Here is an 18,108-nt window from a genome sequence, read left to right as displayed (position 1 = left end):
TCGGGCGGTCTGACAAAAACGACCCGGGCCGTCCTTTTTCAGACCCGGGTCGTTGAATGGCTACTTGCTTTTTTGGGGGACGGCCGCGAGCAAAGGCGTTGCCTGATCTTTCAGGTCCCGTGTCAGCCAACCCGTGCGGTGGGGCGTGAACAAGGCATACAGACTGATCCAGGACAGGCCGATGAGCCAGAAAAGGCTGTAGGGGATCGCCCACAGAAAATTGCTGTCCTTGTGCCGGTAAAGATAAAACAGTCCGGGGATCATTGAAAAGAGAATCGCGCCCGTGAACATGTTGAGCAGGAACAGCGTCGGGTAAAAGACAATGACGCCCAGGGACCAGATCTTGAGGATTTCACCGATGGTCATGCGATGCAGATGAAGGAGCAGGTTGATGCGGGCCCCGAGAGCCGGCGTCCTGCGAAACCGTTTGAAGATAAACCCCGCCATGACGATCGTCTCCCGCACATTGGAGCGGGCCCATCGCAGAAACATCTTGGCAAGCCCCATGTAAGCGGTGGGCACCTCGGTATATACGAAGGCTTTTTTGGCAAAATGGACATGGTAGCCGTTCTTGAGGATCAGATTAGTCAAAGCGCGGTCCTCGCCGATATTGGCGGGCCGACCCAGGAAGGTCTGGTGGAGCCACTGCTTCAGCACTGGAGCGACGACGCTCCGCCGATAGGCGGACAGCGCTCCCGGAGTGGTCATCACCGTGTTGACCCGGCTCTGGGAGGCCCGGATGAAATCAAAGCTGAAGGTAAAACCGACGTCGAGCATCTTGGGAATGATGCCTGCCGCAGTGTTGAGCACCCGAACGTTGCCGGCGACGCCCCCTACCATGGGGTCGCGAACGAAGGGGCTGACGAGATGGCGAAGGGTCGAGGCATCCACCTCGGAATCGCTGTCGATGGTCACCAAAATATCCCCCCGGCTGCGCTGAAACCCCTCATAAAGGGCACGGCGCTTTCCGCTGTTTTCAGCCAGGCGGATCAATTCCACCCGATCTCCCAGCTCTCTTTCGGCCTGCTTCATCCAGCGCCAGGTGTCGTCCTTACTGCCGTCGTCGACAGTGATGATCTGCAGTTTCTCGACGGGATAATCACTGGCCGCCACGCTGCGGAGGGTATAGAGCACCTGAGCGCCCTCGTTGTACGCCGGCACGATAACCGAACAGAGGGGCAGCTCCTGATCGGTGCAGGCTGCTGCGGGACGGTAAGTGTAAACGAGATAGACGCGCCACACCAGGGCCGCCAGGGCGATCCAGACGGAGATCCGGATCACATCGACAGACCACGAGGTCTCCCGGTGGTAGACGAAAATTTCCAGCATCTCTAAATAGTCGCCCCAGAAAAAGCCATATACGAGCGGCAGTGCCGCCAGCAGGCCAATGATGAGTCCCTTGACGGACCGGTTGGAGGTTTCCTCGCTCAGTCCGCTGGGGGACGGAAAGGACAATGGCGAGAGAAGAGACGGCGCTGATGAGCCATTCTTTTTGTGACGAAAGAACTCCAGGAATTTAAATAGAGATGTTTTGGTTTTCAAGGAAACACCATCCTCAAGATAATGTTGTTAAGCGATGCTTTTCGACCCGGCGAAGTCGAACGCTCCGGGCGTGAGCGGTCGGATTTTATAACGGTTCGGTTTGCCTGGGCAATCCAGACGACAAACGCTTTCACCAGACGGCATGTATATTCAGAGCGGTAACGACACACTGTATCCCTCTGTCGGGGATGGCCTTTACGGTTCTGGATAGGCATGCCGACACTGTGCCCGATTGTAAACCGCAATTACATCGGTGGGTGTATCATTCGGATCTCCATCACATCGCGACCGTTACGCTTCTTTTATAGAAGGGGTGGTATGTAGAAGGGATGGGCAATAAAAACAGGAAAGGTGAATTGAATAATTCGCATTGCATGGTGGATAGCGTCAATGTTTCCATAGCGTCAACATAAAATACAACCCTGTTTTAATCGTGATTAAAACAGTACACTGTAATACGTCGATCTGAATCGATATCGCACCGTTTGTTTTGAAGAAGTGTGGTAGCGGGGACAGGATTCGAACCTGTGACCTTCGGGTTATGAGCCCGACGAGCTACCTGGCTGCTCCACCCCGCATCAACAATTCCCGAAACTAATATCATCGGCGAATAAAGTCAAGAAATATTTTTTATTGAACCGATATTTTTTTCAAGAGCTCTCGAATGCGCCTCCGGTCACTGCACCCCTCGTCCAGGAGAACGCGAAGAATTTTGGTTCGACCGGCGTGTCCGGCCTGGATTTCGAGATAAGATTTTGGCACCCCGAGAATTTTCGAGAAAAACGTGATGCACATACGGTTTGCCGCTCCTCCTACGGGAGGGGCGGTCAATTTGACCTTAAGGGCGTCTCCGTGGGATCCGACGATCATATTCCGGGAGGATCTGGGTTGAACGAACACCTTGAATGTAATGCCGTTTTCTTTTTCGTCGATAAACATTGATGCCCTCTTCGTCGCTGATTCAGGTCACTTTGCCGGGTTGGATCGAATGCTCTGAATGATCTCCGAAGAGGAGATGCTTTCCGTCACCTCGACCAAGGCCACCCGTCCACCCATCCGTTCCACCTGTTCGTGCCCGAGAACGGTGTCGGCGGTGTAATTGCTGCCTTTGGTCAGAACGTCGGGTCGGAGGGTTTCAATCAGTTGCGGGAGCATCTCGCTGGAAAATACCACGACGTAGTCGATGCTGTCCAGCGCACTCAGGATCCGGACGCGTTCCCGGGCGCCGATGACCGGCCGTCCGTTTCCTTTCAACCGTCGGACGGAAGTATCGTCGTCGATGGCGACAACCAAAACGTCCCCCATTTCCTTGGACGCTGAAAACAGATGGATGTGGCCGGCATGGAGAAGATCGAAACAACCATTGGTGAGAATGATCCTGTTGCCTTTTCGTCGGAGTTCGGAAACGATTTTGGACAATTCAGCCAGGGATTTGTGCTTCCGGGAGATGGCGTCATGGCGTAATGCGGTTGACAATTCGGCCGGGGTTATGGTGGCGGTTCCCACTTTTCCCACAACGAGACCGGCCGCCGTATTGGCCATTACGGCAGCTTGCCGGAAGGACCGTCCTGCGGCAACGGCCAGACCGAAAACGGCGATGACCGTATCGCCGGCTCCCGATACGTCGTAAACCTGCCGTGCTTCGGCTGGAATGGCATAAGGCGATTTTCCCTCTTCGAAGAGCACCATACCGTCCTTCCCTCGCGTGACCAGGAGATGCCTGACGCCGGAGATATCCAGAAGCCGGTGGGCTGCTTGGGACAGGCCGGCATCGTCCGCGATATCGACACCTGATGCGAGGGCCGCCTCCTTCTGATTCGGCGTGATTAACGTCAGACCGGCATATTTCGAAAAATCAACACCTTTGGGATCACCGATGACGATTTTACCGCAGGCATCGGCGATTCGAACGGCGGTCTGAATCAAGGAAGGCGTGACGACACCCTTGCCGTAATCGGAAATCAGCATGACATCCGATTGCGGCAATTTCCGACGGATGAACATGTCCAGGGCCTGGTGGGCGTCCTCCGATATGCTGCTTCGGGTCTCTCGATCGATACGAAGTACATGCTGGTTGGCGGCGATGATGCGGGTTTTTCGGGTAGTAGGACGTACGGGGTCACGAACGACTCCCGATGCATCGACGTCCATGGCCGTGAACATCCCCATGAGTCGATCTCCGTCGGCACGGGTACCGATGACGCCTGCAACCGAAACCTGGGCACCCAGCGCCGCCAGGTTGTTGACCACGTTGCCGGCGCCGCCCAACGTATACTCCTCCCGGTCTACGATAACGACTTGAACCGGCGCCTCAGGGGATATGCGATCAACGCTTCCCCAGACATATTCGTCGATCATGAGATCGCCGACAACCAGAATGCGGCAGTTTGAAAAGGCCGAAATGTCCATGGCCGACGTCATTTGCCCCCCCCATCCTTTCGGACGAGGAGTTCCCTTAAAAATTGGGGAGGACGAACCACCCGTCCTTCGGAAGTTATACAGGCATGCCGGGTATGGCCTGTCGCGAGGGATACCCCATCCGCTTCTCTGTGGATGGTATAGTTGAATTTTATACCGCCCCGAATGCCCGAGTCCAAAGCGGTCTCAATAAGGATCACGTCATCGTAACGCGCCGATGCATGATATTTACAGAAAGCCTCCGATACCGGCAGGACATAGCCTCTGGCTTCGATCTCACGGTAGGAAACGCCCAGGTGCCTGAACATGGCTGCCCTTCCCATCTCGAAAAACCGGAGGTAGTTGGCATAATAGACTACCCCCATCTGATCCGTGTCGCCGTAGATTACCCGGTAGCGGGTCGTATGTGTCGGCATGGCGTCAGCCTTCCGATGCCAGAATTTTTTCGTAGATGGGTTTCAATTCTTCATATCCGGTCGTGACGGGAAATTCAGGGAACTCGTCGACTATGTTGGACGGCGGTCTGAAAAGAATCCCGTGATCGGCGGTTTTGAGCATGGTGATGTCGTTGTAGGAGTCCCCCATGGCGATGACTTTGTAATTAAGACTTTTCAAGGCCTCGACCGATCTGCGTTTGCCGTCGGGTTGCCGAAGACGATAATCCGTGATCCTGCCGACTGGCGAGACGACCAGCGTGTTGCAAAACAGGGTCGGCCAGCCGAGTTGGGCAATGAGAGGCCCGGCAAACTGGGTGAAAGTGTCCGACACCACGATAACCGATACCTTCGCCCTTAGCCAGTCGAGAAAATCAAGGGCGCCGTCCAGCGGTCGCATGGCGGCGATGACATCGGTGATGTCTTTGAGTTTCAGACCGTGCCGATCCAGGATGGACAGCCGTTTCCGCATAAGAATATTATAGTCCGATATATCCCGTGTCGTCAATCGAAGCTCCTCGATGCCCGTCTTTTCGGCGACGTTGATCCAAATCTCGGGAACGAAGACTCCTTCCAGATCTGAGCAGACAATGTACATGGCGCACCTCTTTTTTCATTGGCGATAAGGGGGGTTATGTTGACGGTCGGGGAATGATCACTCGCCCCCGTTTTCGTCCTCGATGCGGATCAGCACGGGCAGATCGCTGACGATGTCGAGATCGGCGATCTCCTTCAGTGCCCTTTTCACCGCAGCTTCCCTGGCTCTGTGAGTCAACATCACGATCGGCACCGCACCTTCGGATCGGCGTCCCTTCTGGTGTACCGAGCGGATGCTGATGCCGTTGTCGCCGAGGATGCCGGAGATTTTCGAGAGCACGCCGGGCTGGTCGACGGCTGCGAAGCGGAAATAATAGTGGGTGTGTATCGCGTCCACCGGAAGGATGGGGATTTTGTGGATGGCCTCCGGCTGATAGGATAACACCGGAATTCTCCCGACGCTTCCCGTAAGCAGGTTCCTCGTGATGTCGACAATATCCGAGACGACTGCGCTTCCTGTCGGCATCATTCCGGCCCCCCGACCGTACAGCATCATCCGATCGACGGCGTCGGCGGAGATCGAAACGGCGTTGAGGCTGCCGCTGACGCTGGAGAGGGGATCCGCAAAGGGAATCATGGTCGGGTGAACCCGGGCTTCCACCGAATCGCCGTTGTCCTTGCCGATGGCCAGCAGCTTGACCTTGTAACCGAACTCCCCGGCATAGGCGATATCCACGGGATCGATTCCGGAAATCCCCTCGACATAGATATCGTGCAAATTGATCTCCATGCCGTAGGCCAGCGCGTTCAGGATGGCCAATTTGTGCGCCGTATCGAAGCCTTCCACGTCCAGGGTGGGATCGGCCTCGGCAAACCCTTCGGCCTGCGCCTCGGCCAGCGCTTCGGCGAAGGTGCTGCCGGATTCGGCGATCCGGGTCAGAATATAGTTGCAGGTGCCGTTCAGAATGCCGACCATGGAATGGATACGGTTGCCGACCAGGGACTCCCGCACCGATTTGATAATGGGCATGCAGCCCCCCACGCTGGCCTCGTATCCGAAGTCCACGCCGTTTTCGGCAGCTGCCCGAGCGATGGTGTTGCCGTGACCGGCAATCAGGGCTTTGTTGGCGGTCACCACTTGCTTGCCGCCTTCGATGGCTTTCAGGATGAGCTCTTTGGCGATCCCTTCGCCGCCGATCATTTCGACGACGATATCGATGTCGGGATCGGTCACGACCTTGAAGGCGTCGTTCACCAGAACACCAGGAGCCAGCCGAATGCCGCGATCGGTTTCAGTATCGATATCCGCCACATATTTCAGGTTCAGTTCCGCGCCCACTCGCGCCTTGAGGAGGTGGTTGTTCTCCAACAGTATCCTGACCACGCCTGTTCCGACCGTACCGAATCCCAGCACGCCCACGTTGACCTGTCTCATAGGAAAGCTCCTTGAAGTATTTTCTTGATGCTCCTGATCGCCTAGCTTACACGTCAATGCACCGAATTCGTTATTACCCAAAGCGCGCGGCGATGTCAAAAAAATTGTTTTGACATTTAAAGGAAATCGGTTTACTTTTTTCTACTAATTTCCTGTATTCCGAGATAATTAAAAGGACAATCATGACAAAGTCGCTCACATATGCGGAAGCCGGCGTAGATATTGATAAGGCCAACAGACTCGTCGACAAAATCAAGGACATCGCCAAGGGAACACCCCGGCAAGGCGTTATGGGCGAAATCGGCGGATTTGGCGGACTTTTTTCTCTGAATGTGGACGGGTATGAAAAACCGGTTCTGGTCAGTTCTACGGACGGGGTCGGCACCAAACTCAAGATTGCCTTCATGACGAACATCCACGATACCATCGGAATCGATCTCGTGGCCATGTGTGTCAACGATATTGCGGTTCAGGGTGCCAAGCCTTTGTTTTTTTTGGATTATGTCTCTATGGGGGTGTTGGACGAAAGCGTCGTTCCCGACATTGTAAAAGGCATAGGAGAAGGATGCAAGCTTGCCAACTGCGCCCTCATCGGGGGAGAAACAGCCGAGATGCCCGGTCTGTACAATCCAGGCGAGTATGACCTGGCTGGATTTTCCGTGGGCCTGGTGGACAACAGCAGAATAATCGACGGGGCTGAAATCCGTATGGGGGACGTGTTGATCGGCATCGCCTCCAGCGGGCTTCACAGCAACGGCTTTTCGCTGGTACGAAAGATCTGCTTCGACATCATGAAACTCACCGTCGACACCCCTGTTCCCGAGCTGGAGCAGACCATAGGCGAGGTGCTTCTCACGCCTACACGGATCTATTCGGAAACGATACAGATGCTGATACGCGACCTGCCCATCCGCGGCCTTGCCCACATCACCGGCGGCGGAATCACCGAAAACATCGTCCGCATCATTCCCCAGGCGTGTGACGTGGCCATCCGACGGGGAAGTTGGGAGCGTCCGCCTGTTTTTCATTTTCTTCAATCCGGTGGGAATGTTTCCGAAACCGAGATGCTCAGAACCTTTAACAATGGGATCGGCATGATCGCGGTGGTCCCCGAAGATCGGGCGGGGGACGTTTTGGATCGACTTCACGCCCTGGGAGAAAGGGCATGGGCCATCGGTGAAATCATCGCTCGAAAAGGTGTCTCTCCTCAAGTGAAATGGGTCGATTGAAGCTCGGCACCGCTCGAAAAGCGATTCCGCGATTTTGTGTATGAGGGGTCTCCAGAATACCTGCCCTGACCGATACCGCCGTTATCCGATAAATCAAGATGATCCCGCCATATGCAATTTTTCTGATATCCTTCCTTGCCTGCGTGGTACTGACACCCGCGGTGAGGTTCCTCGCTCGACAACGGGATTGGGTCGCTTATCCTGTCAAGGATCGTTGGCACAAGACACCGACTGCGCTGATGGGGGGTGTCGCCATATACCTCGCTATGGGCGTTCCGCTTGGTATCATGGCGGACTTCGACGGGTTCTGGGACTATATCTTCGGCGGGAGGGTTCCGCCCACCGCCCCTGCCATTGACGCCGCCATATGGGTAGGCGCCACCCTCATGTTCATTTTGGGGATAGTGGATGATTTCCTTCGCATCAAGCCCCATACCAAGTTAATCGGCCAGATACTCGCGGCTTCCCTGATGACGTTTTTGGGATTCCGTCTCCACTGGTTTCACTCCATGACGTTGGATACCCTGATAACCCTCTTCTGGATCGTGGGTATCACCAACGCTTTCAATCTCATTGACAATATGGACGGGCTTTGTGCCGGCGTCGGGATGATTGCCGCCGTCTACTTCGGTCTTCTCTTCGCCTTTTCCGGGGTCGAAAACGGTATTCCGGCGGCACTTCTCATGGCGGGATCTCTCGCGGGATTTCTCGTCTATAATTTCAACCCGGCTTCCATATTCATGGGCGACTGCGGAAGTCTCGTCATCGGGTTCACCCTGGCCATGCTGGGGATACACTATACGGAGTCCTCTATCTCTGGACCCATGGCCTTGTATGGTGTTCCCGTGATGGTTCTCATGGTGTCGATTCTCGACACCATCCTGGTGACAAGCATACGGCTTCTGAGCGGACGGAAAGCCTCCACCGGAGGGCGGGACCATACCTCCCATCGCTTGGTTCTGATGGGCTTCAGTCAGCGCCAGGCGGTACTCTTCCTGTACGGCGTAGGTATCATCTCCGGCATAGCCGCGATGGTCGTTAACAATATCGACACGCTGTCCTCGCCTGCCGTCATCATTCCTCTGGGGTTGTCTTTGTCGCTCATGGCTATTTATATAGCCCAACTGCGGGTATACGAGGAAAAGGAGTTTTCGGTATTCAGAAATCACGGTTATACGCCCATTCTCATGGAACTGACATATAAGCGCCAGATCGTTCTGGTCTTTCTCGATTTCGGACTCATTGCCTTCTCCTATTATCTCTCTTACCGCCTGCGGTTCAGTGATGCTGAATTTGCTTTTTACTTCAAATTGTTTTTGTCCTCCCTTCCAGCCGTCATTGCCTGCAAGTTCATCGCCTTCTTTATTGTAGGGGTCTATCGCGGTTTCTGGCGGTTCATGAGTGCAGACGACGTGTTTACTTTTATCAAGGCCTCTACTCTCGCAACGCTCTTCACCGTTGCGGCCATAACCTTCCTTTATCGTTTCAGAGACTTTTCGAAGGGGCTATTCGTCATTGACTGGTTGCTTACCACGGGACTGTTGCTGGGGACTCGCGGATCATTCCGGATTTCCATGGATTTCATGAGCCGGAAGACCCTTGGGGGAGAAAAAGCCGTCATCTATGGTGCCGGACGGGGAGGAGAGATTCTCCTCCGGGAAATCGTCAACAACAAATCCCACGGCATCAATCCTGTCGGCTTCATCGACGACGACCCCGTCAAAACCGGTAAGCGGTTGCAGGGCTATCCGATCCTGGGGACATTCGAGGATATCGAGCGCCTGTTTACGCAATATGGCTTTGGCAGTGTTTTCATTTCTTTCATGTCATCGGCAGAAAATGATGCCGCCATCTCCGCAGCGAAGGCCTTTTGTAAACATCACGGCCTTTCACTCAGGCGGTTTTCGATTTGCCTGGAGGAGATCGATCTTGATTGATGAGGCTATGCTGATTTTGACAGCCCTGTTTTTGGGACAGCGTCGTTTTTATTCCACCACTGATGCAACAGACGATTGTTCAGGGAATTTGCCGACGTTTTTCCTCGAAACAACCGACCCGGGGATCCATGCATCATGATCATACTCGGCATTGAAACCTCCTGCGACGAAACCGCGGCCGCTTTGGTCGAAGATGGTCGGCGGATTCTCTCTTCCATCGTCGCTTCACAGGTCGATATTCACCACCGGTACGGTGGAGTGGTGCCGGAACTGGCTTCTCGAAAACACCTGGAATCCATTGTTCCCGTGACATTAGAGGCTCTTGAGGACGCCCAAATCGACTTTAGCCGGTTGGACGGCATTGCCGTCACCCAAGGGCCTGGACTGGTTGGCGCTCTTTTGGTGGGATTCTCCTTCGCCAAAGGGTTGGCGCGGATGCTGAAGGTGCCCTGGCGGGGGGTTAATCACCTGGAGGGGCATCTTCATTCGGTTTTTCTGAGCGATGCGCCGCCGCCGTTCCCCTTTGTGGCGCTTTTGGCGTCGGGCGGCCACACCAGCATCTACTATGTCACCGGACCCACTTGTTTTCAACTGTTGGGGCAGACCCGGGATGATGCCGCCGGAGAAGCCTTTGACAAGGTCTCGAAAATGTTGGGGCTGGGATATCCCGGCGGGGCCGTGCTCGGACGCCTGGCTGCCCGAGGAAATCCCGAAAAGATCAAATTCCCTCGGGCTTACCTGGATAGAGATCGGTTCGATTTCAGCTTCAGCGGGTTGAAGACGGCGGTAAATCAGTATATAAAACGCCATGGTGATGATCTTGACGGTCGGATAGCCGATATCGCAGCCGGATTTCAAGAAGCTGTGGTGGATGTGCTGGTCGAGAAGGTGATCCGTGCGGCCGAGACCACGGCCTGTCGAGATATCGCCATGGTGGGGGGCGTGGCCGCCAACGAGCGTCTTCGGTGCCGCCTGCTGCACGAGGGGACGGATAAAAAAATTTCGGTTCACGTCCCACCTCTGGATTTTTGCGGCGACAATGCGGCGATGATTGCCGCTGTAGGCTATCATTATATCCGAAGGGGGGATCTGTCGCAGATGACCGACGACGTCTACTCGCGATTGAAGCGACCTTGATCCTGCCGGGAATTCAATCCGAATCGATTTTGAACGTCTCTATGACCTTGCCCCGTTCGATGTAATCCGCCACATGTTCATAGGTGGTCGTACAGGCACCCATCATCCGTTCGAGGCGATCATAAACCATGTCCTCGTCACCGAGCAGGTGTTTCGATTTTTCCAGGATCTGTTGTCCCTGACGGAGAAACGCCTCCAATTCCTTCAGAATTTCCTTTCGCCGTCGATGCCGTTCCTGCTCCCGGATAATCACCGGTAACAAACGCTGGATTGAATATTCCACCAGGATGTCCCGGGGAGCATTGAAATTCCGGCAGACCTTTTCAAGAGACATGAGTGTTTTTCGACTGAGAACAAAAGTTTTTTGAATTCGCTGCTGATGGTTGAACTCACGGGGTTCGATCTCCTGAGCGATCGTTTCCAGAGCGTTTATATCTTCAATCAGGTGATCAAAGAGGGATTTCTGTTTGATGCCCAGATGAATCGAGACGATGCTGATGGTATTGATGGCATCTTCAGTCAACTTGAAGGTCGCCCGGACCGATTGTTTTCCCCTGAGATCCGATGCGTTGGCTCCCGGCAGAGAAATACGGATATGATCATCATCATTTTTCTTCATGATTCATTCCTTTCCATCTGCATATTACTTTAAATCATCCGATTGTCATAGTCCTGTTTCGATAGTTGCATAATTCTTATTCCCCGGTTATGTTTTTATCTGTTTTGGTGTATTACTTATTATTGATTGATAAAATAATAATGTGCAAAAAAAGTTAAAATATAAATTGACATTGATCATTTTGACACTAAATTAAAGTCAAACCCAATGATAAAATAACATCATTCAAAAATAGTATCAACCCGTCAAAATAATGATGACAAGGAGGATAAGTTATGCAACTGGTCAGATGGAATCCATGGAACGACGTGAGGCTTTTAGGTAAGAGTCTGTATCGGATGCTCGGCGACACGGCCTTCCCCGCTCGCTACGATGATTCGGAACTGACGAATGGTCGGTGGCTTCCTGCTGTGGATGTGTACGAAACCGATGATGCCTATGTGGTGAAAGCGGAACTGCCCGGTATGAAGAAAGAGGATATCACCATAGACGTAAAGGACGGTATTCTGACCGTGAGAGGTGAGCGATGCAGTGAAACGGAGGTCAAAGAAAAGCGGTATCACCGAAAGGAGCGGGTTTTTGGCAGCTTCCAGCGTTCGTTTTCCCTTCCCGAGGGCGTCGCGTCCGAGAATATTACGGCTGAGTTCAAGAACGGGATACTGACCGTCAGTATTCCAAGACCGGAGGAGAAAAAGCCTAAACAGATCAAGGTGCACTGACGGAATACGCTATACATCGCAACGCATGAGCACCGGGGAATCGGTACCCGGTGCTCTTTTGTCTGTGCGCCCGTGCGCTTCCCGTTTCGAAGATAGCGGTTGCGTGGTGTTTTCATGTGTGATATCGGCCCTGTAAACCACATGGAAGACGATCTGTTCAGAAAGGATGAGATGTATTCGATTGTTCTGCTGTATACGGCGATGGGCGCAGTGGCGGGGGTTTTAGCCGGGCTTCTCGGGATCGGCGGGGGCCTGGTCATCGTTCCCATGCTGGTGTTCTGTTTCACCTGGCAGAAGATGCCGAGCGACCTGATAATGCATCTGGCTCTGGGTACCTCCATGGCCAGCATCGTGTTCACGGCGGTGTCGAGTTTCTGGGCGCACCATAAGCGGGGAGCGGTTCACTGGGTAGTCGTTCGACGCATCGTTCTCGGGATTCTCGTCGGCACCTTCCTGGGCACGTGCATCGCCGCTCGCTTGTCCACGGGGTTTCTCAAGGGGTTCTTCGTCGTGTTCCTCTATTATGTGGCGATTCAGATGCTGACGGGCCGAAAGCCCAAGGGCTCCCGACAGCTTCCCGGCAGTCTCGGAATGTTCGGCGTGGGCAGCGTGATCGGTGCTGTATCGAGCCTGGTGGGTATCGGAGGCGGGACGCTGTCCGTTCCGTTCATGATCTGGTGCAATATGACCGTACACCATGCCATCGGGACCTCCGCAGCTATTGGTTTTCCTATCGCTGTTGCCGGAACGGCGGGATACATCTATAACGGTTGGGGAGCTTCCGGCCTTCCTTCATATGCCCTTGGGTATGTCTATCTGCCCGCCCTCGTCGGTTTGGTCTGTGCCAGCGTAATAACCGCGCCCCTGGGGGTCCGACTGGCCCATAGCCTGCCGGTGGCCCGGTTGAAGAGAATCTTCGCTGTCCTGTTGTTGCTGGTGGCGACGCGGATGCTCTGGAGCATTCTCTGATGCCCGGTAAGACCGCGTCGCGTTCGGCTTAACCGCATTTACTGTAACCACAGAAGTGGCAAAGCATGCAACCTTCCTCAAAACTGAGGGGCTCTCCGCATTCGGGGCATGAGGTTCCCATGATGTCATTGGCGACATCGTGGGTCCCGTTATTTTTGCCTGCCAGATAGCGCTTCTCCAGAATCTGGCTGATGGCATCGGGGATGGAGCGGACAATCCCACCCTTCTGGAAGATAGGATGCTCACCGCCGATGCCCTTGAGCTGTTCCACCACCTTTTCCACCTTGATGCCCGATCTGAAGGCGAGGGAGATCAGACGGCCGATGGCCTCGGTTTTGGCCGTGGTGGACCGACCGGATTTGCCGATGGTCGCAAAAACCTCAAAGGGTTGTCCATCCATTTCCGTAACCGTCACATAGAGATCACCCAGCCCGGTTTTGATTTTCGTTGTAAAGCCCTCAAGCGTTTCGGGTCGCTCCTTGACGACGGGTTTGGCCTTCGTTTCGTTTTTGTTGACGGACAATACCTGTCTGTCCTTGCTGCCGTCCCGGTAGATAGTGACACCCTTGCAGCCGAGGTCGTAGGCCAGATTGTAGACCTTTATCACATCGGCCACTTCGGCGTTCCTATGCAAATTGACGGTTTTCGAAACGGCGTTGTCCGTGTATTTCTGAAAAGCGGCCTGCATGCGGACATGCCATTCCGGCGTGATGTCGTGAGCCGTGACGAAGACTCGCTTGACGTCTTCGGGAATATTACCCAGGCCCTGGATGCCGCCTTTCCGGGCAATCATTTTCATCAGTTCGAGACTGTAGAATCCCCTGGTCCTGGCCGTTGCCTCAAAAACAGGGTTGACCTCGATCATCTCGTCGTTGTCCATGATGGTTCTGGTGAAGCTCAGGGCAAAGAGCGGTTCGATACCCGAAGAGCATCCGGCGATGATGCTGAGCGTTCCGGTGGGGGCTATGGTTGTCGTGGTTGCGTTCCGATAGGCGCAGCCCTCTCGATCCTTGTAAACGCTTTGCTCGAAGTTTTCAAAGGTTCCCCGAGTCTCGGCCAACGCCCTCGACGCATCATGAGCGGTGTCCTGGAAGAATTTCATCAGGGTTTCGGCGGTCTCTATGCCCTTTTCGCTGTTGTAGGGAATTTCCAGCTGGTAGAGCATATCGGCAAACCCCATAACTCCGAGGCCGATTTTGCGGTTGCCTTTGACCATTCGCTCAATTTCGGGTATCGGATAAAGGGACATGTCGATCACATCGTCGAGAAAGCGGATTGCATGGTAGATCGTTTGTGACAGCCCTTCGAAATCGATGACGGCTGCGCCCTCTTTCTCCATAACGAATTTGGCAAGGTTGACAGAACCCAGATTACAGGATTCCATAGGCAGCAGAGGCTGTTCGCCGCAGGGGTTGGTGCTTTCGATTTCGCCAAGAGCGGGCGTGGGATTGTCCCGGTTGATCCGATCGAGAAAAACAATCCCCGGATCACCATTTTTCCAGGCGTGATAAACGAGGGTATCAAAGACCTCGATGCTTGAGAGTTTTTTTGTAATCCGCTTTTCCCGAGGATCGATGAGATCATAGTCGGACCCTTTTTTCAGGGCATCCATGAACGCATCCGTAATGCCGACAGATATGTTGAAGTTGTTGAGATCACTGTCTTTTTCTTTGCATTGGATGAATTCCAGAATATCCGGATGGTCGACCCGAAGGATAGCCATGTTAGCGCCCCGCCGGGTGCCGCCCTGTTTTACCTGTTCCGTGGCGGTGTTGAAAACCTTCATGAAGGAGACAGGCCCTGACGCCACGCCGCCGGTAGTTCCCACACGACTGTTTTTCGGACGCAACCGTGAAAAGGAAAAACCGGTGCCGCCGCCCGATTTGTGAATGATGGCGGCATGCTTGAGTGCATCGAATATCCCTTCCATGCTGTCCTCCACCGGAAGGACAAAGCAGGCGGCCAACTGTCCGAGCCTGCGGCCGGCGTTCATGAGGGTGGGTGAATTGGGCAGAAACCGAAACTCCGTCATCATGCTGTAGAAGATGGCTTCCATTTCCGCTGCGGTCTCAGAACCGCCGTAACGCATTTCCGCTTGGGCAACATGATGAGCGACCCTGCGAAACATGTCCGTCGGCGTCTCGATGGGATCCCCCTGATCGTTTTTCCTCAGATACCGCCTTTCCAGGACCACTTTTGCATTGCCGGAAATTATCGGTCCGTTGTTTTGAAACATGGCATTATCCAATTTTAAAGGAGAAACATGCGGATACCCCAATAACATGGCTTTTTCCCGGATCATCTCGTCGATGAGCGGCAGGGGAATGGTTTCCTCTTCCATCTTCCCGATCACCTCCCGCAGAAAGCGACTGATACTCACGGCTTGATCCCTGGTGACGGGGTTGTGACGAACAAAGATGTCTGAAAATTGACGGTCATCCCATAGGTGGGTATTCAATATCAACCGTTCTTTTTCAGTCACTAAAATTTTACGGATTTGTGACATGCCAATTTTCTCCATTGGGATTCTGGGTCAGCTGTTTGGATCCGTAATCGATTGCGGATCGGTGCTTACCGGTTTTCGAGCAGGAGATCTTGTCTTTTAACGGGAGGCTCGCAACGATCCGAGCGATGGGAAAACATTCGACTTGAAGCGACGGCATCTGAACAGCGCTCGGAATCTTTAGGAATTATCAACATGTGTCGCTCAACACGATCATTCATAGGGGATTTCGAGGTCTGGCCTGTAATGTTGATTTTATGATTTATTCTATATAATATGAACAATATGACACAATATATTGTATGTCAATACATTTTGTTCCACTACATATTGAGAAAATGTTAAAAACGATAAGCCGTTAAATCTGCAGCAAAAAGACACGAGAGACCCGGTGGCCCGCTCCCAATCGTTCGGCCGGGAAAAGCAGACCCGGAGTGAATGAAGCCGCATGAATGGCTTGAAAAAGAGACTGCGGCCTGTCAATAATGAACCTGGATTGATCCTTCGACAGCACCAATCTCGGACAACTGCCTGTGGAAGACTGTTTTCCCAATTCCTGGGACCTATAGAAAAAGGAGCCTTTCGGATGAAAAAACTCACCAGAGAGACGGAAATCGTTCACGGGATTCATGCGGAACCTGTCACGTCCCTTGATCTTGTTCCCCCGATTCATATGACTTCCACCTTCAAATTTCAGGATGTGGATCAGGGTGCCGACCTTTTTTCAGGAAAGCGTGACGGATACATATATACCCGTCTCGGCAATCCTACCGTAGATCTTCTGGAAAGAAAAATCGCTGTCCTTGAAGGTGGGGAGTCTTCGGCAGCCACGGCTTCGGGCATGGCTGCCGTTGCCGCCGTGGCGATGACCCTGGCAGCTCCCGGCGATAATTTTGTCTCCTGCAGCACCGTGTACGGCGGAACCTTCGCGCTGTTCAATACCGACCTGGCGCGGTTCGATATCCGTGCCCGTTTCATTTCACCCCGGCTAAGCGGTATCCGAGAAGAGATCGAGCAGCGAATAGATGCCAAAACCCGATTTCTCTATGTTGAAACTCCCGCAAACCCGACCCTCGACATCATTGACATCTCCTTATGGGCAGACGTGGCCGGGTTTCATGGGATCCCACTCGTCGTCGACAATACGTTCGCCTCGCCTTACCTGCAGCATCCTCTCGCTCTGGGAGCGGACCTGGTGATTCATTCCGCCACGAAATATCTGGGCGGCCACGGGGATCTCATCGGAGGGGTCATTGTGGGAAGCGATCGAATGATTCGGCATATCAAGGCATCCTACATGAAGCATTTCGGACCGGTCATGAGTCCATTCAACGCATGGTTGATCCTGAGAGGGATCAAGACATTGGCCCTCCGGATGGCGCGTCATAGCGACAGCGCTTTCACCATCGCAGAACGTCTCTCTTCTCATCCCCGGGTGGCGGCGGTTTTCTACCCGGGTCTGCCCACCCATCCGGGGCATATGGTTGCCCGGCGGCAGATGAAAAAGTATGGGGGCATGATTGCGTTCGAGGTGCGCGGTGGGATTCCTGCCGGAAAGACGGTGATGAACACCGTAACCTTATGTACTCTTGCGGTGAGCCTGGGGGATTGTGAAACCCTCATCCAACATCCCGCCTCCATGACCCACGCCGTTTATTCCCCGGCAGAGAGACGACTGGCGGGCATCTCGGACGGACTCATCCGTCTATCCGTCGGCCTCGAACACCCCGATGACATCATGGGCGATCTCAAGCAGGCCCTGGACGGTATTTCCTGACGTCTATCCTTTCTATGTCATATCGGTTCGCGTTCGTTCGCGAGTCTTTTCCGGGCTGCTTCGGCGTATTCCGTATGGGGGAAGAGGGCGATCACTTTCTGGTATGTTTCGACGGCCGCCCGGCGATTTCGGGCCGCCTGGTAAGCCTCGGCAAGATTGAGATAGAGCGGCGGAAACCGCGGCGCGATCTCCAGACCCTTTTCAAAGTTTTCGATGGCCTTGGGAAACTGGTTCATAACCATGTATGTCTGGCCCATACCGCGATAGGCCAGAACGAATTGAGGGTTTCGCTCCAAAGCCTCCTGATAATATTTGAGGGCCGTGGTAAAATTCCGCTTGTTGTAATAGGCTTGGCCCAGGTTGTAGAGAGGGAGATGGGGGGATGCATAGAGAAGGTCATCCGTCAGCACCGTCAGCGTCTTGATGGCCGCATCCCAGTCCTTAAGGGCGAGATAGGCCGTACCGAGGTTGTTTCGTGCCGGTGCGTAATCAGGATTGAGGGCGATGGCTTTCTTGAAGTAGTTGACGGCCGTTTCGGGCCGTTCCTTGGCGAGATAGACCAGGCCCAGATCGTTCTTGACAAAAGGGTCCGCCGGCAAAGCCTTTTCAGCTTTGAGAAGTTCTCTCAGGGCGGCGGAGTAGTTTCCTTCCTGCATGTAGGCCTCTCCCAGATCCCTGGAAGCCTCTGCCCGGCGATTCGTCAACACCTTGTTCCCTGGCGCACAAGAAACCATGACGGCGATCATCAGAATGATGATCATCCCGATCCGTTTTCTGCTGGTCATGTCCTCGTTCTCATCATAGGGCGTCAGCGGTATCCCCGGCGTGATCCGGGTGCGGACGGGGCGAAAG

Annotated in this window: 16 protein-coding genes and 1 tRNA gene; 7 read left to right on the top strand and 10 right to left on the bottom strand. The window is 53.9% G+C overall.

Going from position 1 to position 18,108, the window contains the following annotated elements; translation table 11 throughout:
* Positions 1-60 precede the first annotated feature (60 nt).
* The 7 genes from dmul_RS19315 to dmul_RS19285 form a co-directional block, all read right to left on the bottom strand.
* Positions 61-1,542: a glycosyltransferase family 2 protein gene (locus dmul_RS19315; protein WP_020878329.1), complete on the bottom strand. Its 1,482-nt coding sequence runs from the start codon at positions 1,540-1,542 to the stop codon at positions 61-63.
* 501 nt (positions 1,543-2,043) lie between these two features.
* Positions 2,044-2,120: transfer RNA gene (locus dmul_RS19310), tRNA-Met, on the bottom strand.
* A gap of 52 nt (positions 2,121-2,172) precedes the next feature.
* Positions 2,173-2,481 (bottom strand): DUF167 domain-containing protein, encoded by a 309-nt coding sequence (locus tag dmul_RS19305; RefSeq protein WP_020878330.1) that lies wholly within the window; start codon positions 2,479-2,481, stop codon positions 2,173-2,175.
* A gap of 27 nt (positions 2,482-2,508) precedes the next feature.
* Positions 2,509-3,963, bottom strand: coding sequence for a D-glycero-beta-D-manno-heptose-7-phosphate kinase (rfaE1, locus tag dmul_RS19300; RefSeq protein WP_020878331.1), 1,455 nt, complete (start codon positions 3,961-3,963; stop codon positions 2,509-2,511).
* Positions 3,960-4,376 carry an acyl-CoA thioesterase gene (locus dmul_RS19295; protein ID WP_020878332.1) on the bottom strand — a complete coding sequence of 139 codons (417 nt, stop codon included), beginning with the start codon at positions 4,374-4,376 and terminating at the stop codon, positions 3,960-3,962. Before dmul_RS19295 ends, rfaE1 begins: the two co-directional genes overlap by 4 nt.
* 4 nt (positions 4,377-4,380) lie before the next feature.
* Positions 4,381-4,992 carry a bifunctional phosphoserine phosphatase/homoserine phosphotransferase ThrH gene (gene thrH, locus dmul_RS19290; RefSeq protein WP_020878333.1) on the bottom strand — a complete coding sequence of 204 codons (612 nt, stop codon included), beginning with the start codon at positions 4,990-4,992 and terminating at the stop codon, positions 4,381-4,383.
* A gap of 57 nt (positions 4,993-5,049) precedes the next feature.
* Positions 5,050-6,366: a homoserine dehydrogenase gene (locus dmul_RS19285; protein WP_020878334.1), complete on the bottom strand. Its 1,317-nt coding sequence runs from the start codon at positions 6,364-6,366 to the stop codon at positions 5,050-5,052.
* A 182-nt stretch (positions 6,367-6,548) separates the two neighbouring features.
* On the opposite strand from dmul_RS19285, the gene purM reads away from it, so the two are divergent.
* The 4 genes from purM to tsaD all read left to right on the top strand — a co-directional run bounded on the left by purM (position 6,549) and on the right by tsaD (position 10,669).
* Positions 6,549-7,595, top strand: coding sequence for a phosphoribosylformylglycinamidine cyclo-ligase (gene purM / locus dmul_RS19280; protein ID WP_020878335.1), 1,047 nt, complete (start codon positions 6,549-6,551; stop codon positions 7,593-7,595).
* Between the two features lie 98 nt (positions 7,596-7,693).
* Positions 7,694-9,532 (top strand): glycosyl transferase, encoded by a 1,839-nt coding sequence (locus dmul_RS19275; RefSeq protein ID WP_070962401.1) that lies wholly within the window; start codon positions 7,694-7,696, stop codon positions 9,530-9,532.
* Entirely contained in the window at positions 9,525-9,671 is a 147-nt protein-coding gene (locus tag dmul_RS20395; protein WP_153302763.1) for a hypothetical protein, read from the top strand. Before dmul_RS19275 ends, dmul_RS20395 begins: the two co-directional genes overlap by 8 nt.
* Complete coding sequence (gene tsaD, locus dmul_RS19270) at positions 9,668-10,669, top strand: tRNA (adenosine(37)-N6)-threonylcarbamoyltransferase complex transferase subunit TsaD (protein WP_020878337.1); 1,002 nt, start codon at positions 9,668-9,670, stop codon at positions 10,667-10,669. The genes dmul_RS20395 and tsaD overlap by 4 nt, the downstream gene beginning before the upstream one ends.
* Positions 10,670-10,682: 13 nt before the next feature.
* On the opposite strand, the gene dmul_RS19265 is transcribed toward tsaD, so the two are convergent.
* A complete protein-coding gene (locus dmul_RS19265; RefSeq protein ID WP_020878338.1) occupies positions 10,683-11,288 on the bottom strand; it encodes a hypothetical protein in 606 nt (201 codons plus the stop codon).
* 275 nt (positions 11,289-11,563) lie between these two features.
* On the opposite strand from dmul_RS19265, the gene dmul_RS19260 reads away from it, so the two are divergent.
* Both dmul_RS19260 and dmul_RS19255 read left to right on the top strand, forming a co-directional pair.
* Positions 11,564-12,007 carry an Hsp20/alpha crystallin family protein gene (locus tag dmul_RS19260; RefSeq protein ID WP_020878339.1) on the top strand — a complete coding sequence of 148 codons (444 nt, stop codon included), beginning with the start codon at positions 11,564-11,566 and terminating at the stop codon, positions 12,005-12,007.
* Between the two features lie 114 nt (positions 12,008-12,121).
* Complete coding sequence (locus tag dmul_RS19255; RefSeq protein WP_020878340.1) at positions 12,122-12,976, top strand: sulfite exporter TauE/SafE family protein; 855 nt, start codon at positions 12,122-12,124, stop codon at positions 12,974-12,976.
* Positions 12,977-13,004: 28 nt separating this feature from the next.
* On the opposite strand, the gene dmul_RS19250 is transcribed toward dmul_RS19255, so the two are convergent.
* Positions 13,005-15,356: a vitamin B12-dependent ribonucleotide reductase gene (locus dmul_RS19250; protein ID WP_234979172.1), complete on the bottom strand. Its 2,352-nt coding sequence runs from the start codon at positions 15,354-15,356 to the stop codon at positions 13,005-13,007.
* 709 nt (positions 15,357-16,065) lie between these two features.
* On the opposite strand from dmul_RS19250, the gene dmul_RS19245 reads away from it, so the two are divergent.
* Positions 16,066-17,256: a trans-sulfuration enzyme family protein gene (locus dmul_RS19245; protein ID WP_020878342.1), complete on the top strand. Its 1,191-nt coding sequence runs from the start codon at positions 16,066-16,068 to the stop codon at positions 17,254-17,256.
* 17 nt (positions 17,257-17,273) lie between these two features.
* Here dmul_RS19245 and dmul_RS19240 read toward each other — a convergent pair whose 3' ends face one another.
* The gene (locus tag dmul_RS19240; protein WP_020878343.1) at positions 17,274-18,041 is read right to left on the bottom strand and encodes a tetratricopeptide repeat protein; all 768 of its coding nucleotides are present in this window, start codon (positions 18,039-18,041) and stop codon (positions 17,274-17,276) included.
* Between the last annotated feature and the right edge of the window lie 67 nt (positions 18,042-18,108).

This window comes from Desulfococcus multivorans, from assembly GCF_001854245.1.
GTDB lineage: Bacteria > Desulfobacterota > Desulfobacteria > Desulfobacterales > Desulfococcaceae > Desulfococcus > Desulfococcus multivorans.
The sequence above is the reverse complement of the archived record's forward strand: the minus strand, read 5'-3'. Positions and strand labels throughout refer to the sequence as shown.